Here is a 6,516-nt window from a genome sequence, read left to right on the forward strand (position 1 = left end):
CTTCACTACTGCCGACGGATCACAATCCTGCAAATCTGCCCAACCCGGCCATCGAAAGCTGACATAGGCGCCGACAGCGCCCAGGAACCCGTCGAGTTTACGTTTCGGACCCGAATTCTCGCCGTATCCAGTTCGCAAAGGTGACGGCCCCGGGCGTATCCTCAGCCTGAGGGGAGAGCAGCAGATAATATGCCTCGGGCATCGGGGCGCGATGCTCAAATGGTGCGATCAGCCGCCCCTGATCGATCAGGTGACCCGCGATGGCGTCATGGGCCAGGCACAGGCCACCTCCGGCCATCGCGGCTGACAAACAAACCAGATAGGTTGTCGCGTAGGTAATAGGTGGATTCTGCCAATTCAGAGCCTGATCTTCCGCCCATGTCGCCCAGTTGGTCAACAGGTTGGAACAGTCGAACAGAGGTTTTTCCTGAAGGTCTTGCAGGCACACCTGATACCCCGGAGCACAGACGGGATAGTAATACTCTGAGCGCAGCATCTCTGTCCGGGTCGTATCAGAGGGTCGAAGGGAAAACCTGATCTCGACCGCTGCGCCTTCGGCCATCTCGCGCGGCTCCCACAGTTCGGTGAAGATGTTCAGCTGAACATCCGGGTGTTCAGTCCGAAATAACGGCAGGCGCGGGGCCAGCCAGTTCACGGCGAAACTGATGTTGCACTGAACCTGTACCGCGTTCTGTTGCGCGCCAGTAACCGCCTGAGTGCCCCGTATCAGCGTCCGAAACGCCTCGCGCACCACCGGCAAATAGGTGATCCCGGCCTCTGTCAGCTCAAGCGCCTTCGGGCGTCGCAGGAACAATGGCTGACCCAGATGACCTTCCAGCGATTTGATCTGCTGACTGACCGCACTTTGCGTCATGTTCAGATCCCGCGCCGCGTCGGTGAATGACAGATGGCGGGCTGCGGCTTCGAATGTGCGCAGCCAGCCCAGCGGGGGAAGCCTGTTTTGCATCGACATAACTCCGGCATAAGTTCAGCTAATGGGATAGTTGCGTTTTTTTCGTTGGTCAAATTGCCGGACCAAATGCAGGCTTTGGTCATTCGCAGTTGTCAAAGGACTCCACACATGAGCCTCACTAGCCTTCGCCCCAATATCGATCATTGGTCAGAACGTGTGGACATGGCCGCGACCTTTCGCTGGACAGCCCGGCTGAATATGCATGAAGCCGTTGCCAACCATTTCAGCCTTGCTGTGAACAAAGACGGGACGCAGTTCCTGATGAACCCCAATCAGGCGCATTTCTCGCGTATTCGCGCGTCTGATCTGTTGTTGTTGGACGCCAACGATCCGGATGTGATGTCACAGCCCGGTGCCCCTGATCCCACGGCCTGGGGCCTGCACGGCTCGATCCATCGCCACTGCCCGCACGCGCGTTGCGTCATGCATGTGCATTCGATTTTCGCAACGGTTCTGGCCTCACTTGCCGACAGTACGCTTCCGCCAATCGATCAGAACACCGCGACCTTCTACAACCGCTACGTGGTTGACGAAGAATTTGGCGGGTTGGCCTTTGAAAGCGAAGGCGAGCGGTGCGCCGGGATGCTGGCTGATCCGAAAAAGAAGGTCATGATCATGGGCAACCACGGGGTTCTGATCACCGGTAGCGACCCTGCAGATACTTTTAACAGGCTCTATTATTTCGAGCGCGCTGCCGAAACTTACATCCGGGCGCTGCAAACAGGTCTGCCCCTGCGGGTGCTGTCGGATGAGATTGCCGAGAAAACAGCGCAGGAACTGGACGACTACCCCGATCAGGCCGAAGCGCATCTGCGAGAGATCAAGGCAATACTCGATGCAGAAGGCTCAGATTACGCAACCTGATGCAAGACAGAGTGACCGACATGCGAGATACCGCTCAGGACCCTGAAGCCGCCCGCTGGCATTACCACCCCGACGGGCCAGTAGGCCTCAATCCGCTGTTCAGTTGGCCGCCGTGCCCATCCGCCGTGCTGAAATGGTACGGCGGAGCGTGGTTGCAAATCACCGCCCTGACCCTGTGCATGACTTTGGCCGTCATCGCCTATGCGTTCTTTTTCCCTGAGTTAGAGACGATGAAGAGCTTTGCACCCGGCTGGATGTTCAGGATTTGGTTGCTGAACATGGTGCCGCAAACTCTGATAGCAGGAAGCCTGCACTGGTGGCTGTACATGCGCAAAGGGCAGGGGATGTACAAAAAGTTCGATCGAAGAGACCTGACGCGGGACAACGGAACATTCACATTCCGCAATCAGGTCTGGGATAATATCTGGTGGACGCTGGGCAGCGCCATGACGGTGGCGACCATTTACCAGTGGGTCATCTTTTGGGCGATGGCAAATGGCTGGGTTCCGACGATTACCTGGGCCAGCGCGCCGGTGTGGTTTGTGGTTTGGATGCTGTTCATTCCCATGTGGTCCGGCCTGCATTTTTACTGGGTGCACCGGCTGGAACATCATCCCAGGCTTTATAAACATGTGCACGCGGTCCATCACCGCAATGTCAATACCGGGCCGTGGTCAGGGATTTCGAATCACTGGTATGAAAACATGCTGTATTTCACGACGTATTTCATCCACCTGATCGTGCCATCCCATCCGCTGCATGTGTTGTTTCACAGCTCGTTCCAGCAGGTCAGCCCGATACTGTCCCATTCTGGGTTCGAGAAGATAAAGGCCGGTGAGACCGAAGCCGCGCGGGCGGGCGACTTTTTTCACCAGCTCCACCACCGGTATTTCGAGTGCAACTACGGCACATCCGAAATTCCTTTCGACAAGTGGTTTGGCACCTATCACGATGGCTCGGCCGAGGCGACGACACGCACGCGCGCTTACAAAAAGCAGATGTATACTTGACGCGGCTGGACCTGTCCGGGGCCTAAACCCGTTCGAACAATGCAATGAAGGCCGTGTCATCCTTGTTTGGACCCGCGGCAAGATCACCGTAGATGCGAACCTCGGGCAGGGTCAGGTTGCGAATCTGATCCTGTTCCATTTCGTGCAGCTTGCCCTTGAAGCCCATCTTTTCGAAATGGTGGGCGTTTATTGACAGGGCGAACGTCGCGCCTGACCGTGCGACGCGAAGCAGGGCGGGTAATACTTCGGGACCCAGATGGCCATGCGTGAACGTGCCAGATGACACGATGCCGGAGTAGCTGTCAGGCGGAACCGGGATGCCATGGGTCAGGTCAGCCTCGATCGCGTCCCGGTAGATATCCTTGCGCATAGCCTGTTCCAGCATTTCCGAACTGATATCCGTGGCATCAATCGGCCCAACGCCAAGCCCAGACAATACCGCGCCGCACAGGCCCGTTCCCGCACCGACATCCAGAACCGGCCCCTGACCGCCCGCGCCCACAAACGCCCGCGCGGTATGGATATGAAGCTGATAATCCTCACGCGCGGCAAAGCTGTCGTCATAATCCCCGGCCCATTCCGCATAAAGGCGTTTGTTTTCGTCCGGAGAGCTCAGCGCGTAGGCAGAATGCAGGTCTGGTTTCTTTTTGCTCATATCCACAGAAAGGCGCATCAGAAGATTCGATTCAAGTGCGTCCATGCGGCGCTTGCATCCCGATACGTTGAAGCCCATCAACGGTGCATGACCAAGACACTCTTCTCATTTGGCCACGGCTATTCTGCGCAGGCCCTTTCCCGAATTCTTGCCCCGAAAGGCTGGCAGATTTTTGGCACCACACGAGATGGCGAAGGCGCAGATGCGATACGTGCCTCTGGCGCGGACCCGCTGATCTGGCCCGGTGAGGTCCCAAATCTGGATGGGGTGACGCATTTGCTGATCTCGACAGCACCGGGCGAGGCGGGCGATCCGGTACTGGCGGCGCTGGGCGATGAGATCCGAAAACGGGCAAGTCAGTTCACATGGGTGGGCTATTTATCGACAACGGCTGTTTATGGCGATCATCAGGGCGGCTGGGTTGACGAAGACACCCCGCCAACACCGACCGCCAAGCGTGGAAAGTGGCGCATGCTGGCTGAAGAGCAATGGGCGGCTGTGCCGGGCCTGCCTGTTCACATCTTCCGTCTGGCAGGGATATACGGCCCAGGTCGTGGGCCGTTCTCCAAGCTCACACGCGGTGGGCTGCGGCGCATCATCAAGCCGGGGCAAGTGTTTTCGCGTATCCACGTGGATGACATTGCGCAGGTTCTGCAAGCCTCGATGACAAGGCCGAATCCGGGCAGTGTTTACAACGTATGCGACGATGAACCTGTCCCGCCACAGGATGTCATCGGGTATGCCGCCGAATTGCAGGGGCTTCCTCTGCCCCCGGCGGTTTCATTTGACAAGGCTGACCTGACACCGATGGCGCGCAGTTTTTATAACGAGAACAAACGCGTCCGAAACGACCGGATCAAGGATGAGTTGGGTGTCGAATTGATCTATCCAAACTACCGGGTGGGGTTGGAGGCGCTGATGAAGGACCGGTAGGTTCTTTACTGCGCGGCTGCTTTAATCATATCCGAGGCTTTTTCCGCGATCATTATTGTTGGCGCGTTTGTGTTTCCCGATACCAGCGTTGGCATCACCGACGCATCAACCACACGCAGCCCCTCGATCCCCCGCACCCGTAGTTCAGGATCCACAACCGCCAGATCGTCGGTGCCCATCTTACAGGTGCCAGCCGGGTGATAGATCGTGTCGGCACGGGCGCGGATATGCCCCTCCCAATCGGCGTCGGATTTCGCCGTATCCGTTCCGAACATCTCTTTGTGCCGATATTTGGCCAAAGCCGGCGCTTGCAGGATGTCTCGCGTCATTCGCGCGCCTTTGATCATGGTGTCCAGATCTCGTGCATCTGAAAGAAACCCCGGATCGATGACAGGCATTGCCATTGGGTCCGCGCTGCTCAGGCCAACGGTTCCCCGACTTTCCGGGCGAAGCTTGCAGATATGACAGCTGTACCCGTAACCGTAATGCAGCTTGCGGGCGTGATCATCGACCATTGCGATGGTGAAATGCAGCTGGATATCCGGGCGTTCCAATTCGGGTGAGGTTTTCAGAAACGCCGCCCCTTCGGCAAACGGTGTGGCCGCCATTGACACACCGGTCTTGCGCCACTGACGGATGTGCTTCAGCAGTCGCACCGCTGCTGTCGCACCGATCCCAAAGTTGTTCGTGTCTTTGGTTCGGTAGGTCAGTGTAAAATCGAGGTGGTCCTGCAAATTCTGCCCCACACCCGGCAGTTCATGCAGAACAGCGATCCCGTGCGTTTCAAGATCAGCGCTTGCTCCAATCCCTGAGACTTGCAGCAGTTGAGGTGTTTTTAATGCTCCCGCGCACAGTAGAATCTCGCGCGTGGCGGTAACGGTGGTGTCTGCCTCTTTGCCTTTGACCCTGAAAACAACGCCAGTTGCGCGCTTACCTTGAAAGACCAGCCTTTTCGCATAGGCATGTGTAATGACTGTCAGGTTCGGGCGGTTGGCAATCGGGAACAGGTAACCCGAACCCGCTGAGCACCGCTCACCATTCTTTGAAGGGTCATGATACTGCGTTACCTGATACAGCCCGACACCTTCGTTATCGCCTCGGTTGAAATCTTCAGTGTGGCGATGTTGGAGTTGCTGCGCGGCTTCAATGAACGCGCGGGTGATCGGGCGAGGTTCTTTTTGCTGTGACACCTGTAACGGGCCCTTGTCACCATGCCAGCTGTCTGCACCAAGCTCATTGTTCTCGGACCGTTTGAAATACGGCAATACGCTGTCCCAATCCCAGCCGTCGCAGCCCAGATCGGCCCACCCATCGTAATCCTGCCGCTGACCTCTGACATAAAGCATCGCATTGATCGCGCTCGAACCACCGAGTGCTTTACCGCGGGGTTGATACCCCCGGCGTCCGTTCAACCCACGTTGCGGTATGGTTTCAAAAGCCCAGTTGTTGATCTTGGGGCGTCCCGGAAGGGTTGCCACGACAGCTGCCGGCACTCTGACTGTCAGGCCCTTTCCGTTCCCGCCTGCTTCGAGCAGGCAAACGCGTGAAGCCGGGTTCTCGCTGAGGCGGTTTGCAAGAACGGATCCTGCCGACCCGCCGCCCACGATGATATAGTCGAACTGCATGCTGGCTTCCCTACTATCAGAACCATAATGCGCTGGTCCGCTGTTCGTCATCCGAGCCAGGCTTCCCTGAGACTGCGTCAATAGAGTGAAAAAACAATTGTGACCTGAAGTCAGTTTCCAAGTGTTCTTCGACATTCAGCGAAACGGTACGCCCGCGTCGATCGAAAGACTCAAGACGGATCTCAATGTCGTCGTTTGCTGTCGGGGCCGACGATTCCAGCCAAAGCGCAGATTTCACCCACTTCTTCTGATGAGCCTGCACCTTAAGTGGCTGGCGGAAATCGCAAAGTAAACGTTTAAGTATTTGAGTTATTATAATTAATTTAGAATTTAGTGAGAAAAGCAAAGTTTTTTCAAAATGGGGGTTGCGGGTTGGAAGTCTAATCCGTAAATACCCCTTCACCGGCGCAGCTGAGGTTGGCCTGACGGACTGGAAAGACGGTTGAGACGCACCGG

General features: G+C 56.8%; 7 protein-coding genes. 3 read left to right on the plus strand and 4 right to left on the minus strand.

Going from position 1 to position 6,516, the window contains the following annotated elements:
- Nucleotides 1–97: 97 nt before the first annotated feature.
- Entirely contained in the window at nt 98–967 is an 870-nt protein-coding gene (locus tag ACR0NZ_RS14260) for a LysR family transcriptional regulator (protein WP_480519725.1), read from the minus strand.
- 114 nt (nt 968–1,081) lie between these two features.
- Between ACR0NZ_RS14260 and ACR0NZ_RS14265 the strand changes: the two genes are divergently transcribed.
- A complete protein-coding gene (locus tag ACR0NZ_RS14265; RefSeq protein WP_480519727.1) occupies nt 1,082–1,837 on the plus strand; it encodes a class II aldolase and adducin N-terminal domain-containing protein in 756 nt (251 codons plus the stop codon).
- A 20-nt stretch (nt 1,838–1,857) separates the two neighbouring features.
- Complete coding sequence (locus tag ACR0NZ_RS14270; protein WP_480519729.1) at nt 1,858–2,847, plus strand: sterol desaturase family protein; 990 nt, start codon at nt 1,858–1,860, stop codon at nt 2,845–2,847.
- Nucleotides 2,848–2,869: 22 nt separating this feature from the next.
- Here the strand turns inward: ACR0NZ_RS14270 and ACR0NZ_RS14275 are convergent, their stop codons facing one another.
- Complete coding sequence (locus ACR0NZ_RS14275; RefSeq protein WP_480519745.1) at nt 2,870–3,502, minus strand: class I SAM-dependent DNA methyltransferase; 633 nt, start codon at nt 3,500–3,502, stop codon at nt 2,870–2,872.
- Between the two features lie 87 nt (nt 3,503–3,589).
- On the opposite strand from ACR0NZ_RS14275, the gene ACR0NZ_RS14280 reads away from it, so the two are divergent.
- Nucleotides 3,590–4,435 carry an SDR family oxidoreductase gene (locus ACR0NZ_RS14280; protein ID WP_480519731.1) on the plus strand — a complete coding sequence of 282 codons (846 nt, stop codon included), beginning with the start codon at nt 3,590–3,592 and terminating at the stop codon, nt 4,433–4,435.
- Between the two features lie 5 nt (nt 4,436–4,440).
- Here the strand turns inward: ACR0NZ_RS14280 and ACR0NZ_RS14285 are convergent, their stop codons facing one another.
- On the minus strand, nt 4,441–6,060 hold the full coding sequence (locus ACR0NZ_RS14285) for a GMC family oxidoreductase (RefSeq protein ID WP_480519733.1): 1,620 nt from the start codon (nt 6,058–6,060) through the stop codon (nt 4,441–4,443).
- Nucleotides 6,061–6,076: 16 nt separating this feature from the next.
- The coding region (locus tag ACR0NZ_RS14290; RefSeq protein ID WP_480519735.1) for a hypothetical protein at nt 6,077–6,516 on the minus strand (440 nt) is incomplete at its 5' end.

It is taken from the genome of Ruegeria sp. AE3, assembly GCF_056542225.1.

Coding starts and splice junctions, on each gene's coding strand:
- ACR0NZ_RS14260 (WP_480519725.1), bottom strand. CDS start 967: ATGCAAAACAGGCTTCCCCCGCTGGGCTGGCTGCGCACATTCGAAGCC.
- ACR0NZ_RS14265 (WP_480519727.1), top strand. CDS start 1,082: ATGAGCCTCACTAGCCTTCGCCCCAATATCGATCATTGGTCAGAACGT.
- ACR0NZ_RS14270 (WP_480519729.1), top strand. CDS start 1,858: ATGCGAGATACCGCTCAGGACCCTGAAGCCGCCCGCTGGCATTACCAC.
- ACR0NZ_RS14275 (WP_480519745.1), bottom strand. CDS start 3,502: ATGAGCAAAAAGAAACCAGACCTGCATTCTGCCTACGCGCTGAGCTCT.
- ACR0NZ_RS14280 (WP_480519731.1), top strand. CDS start 3,590: ATGACCAAGACACTCTTCTCATTTGGCCACGGCTATTCTGCGCAGGCC.
- ACR0NZ_RS14285 (WP_480519733.1), bottom strand. CDS start 6,060: ATGCAGTTCGACTATATCATCGTGGGCGGCGGGTCGGCAGGATCCGTT.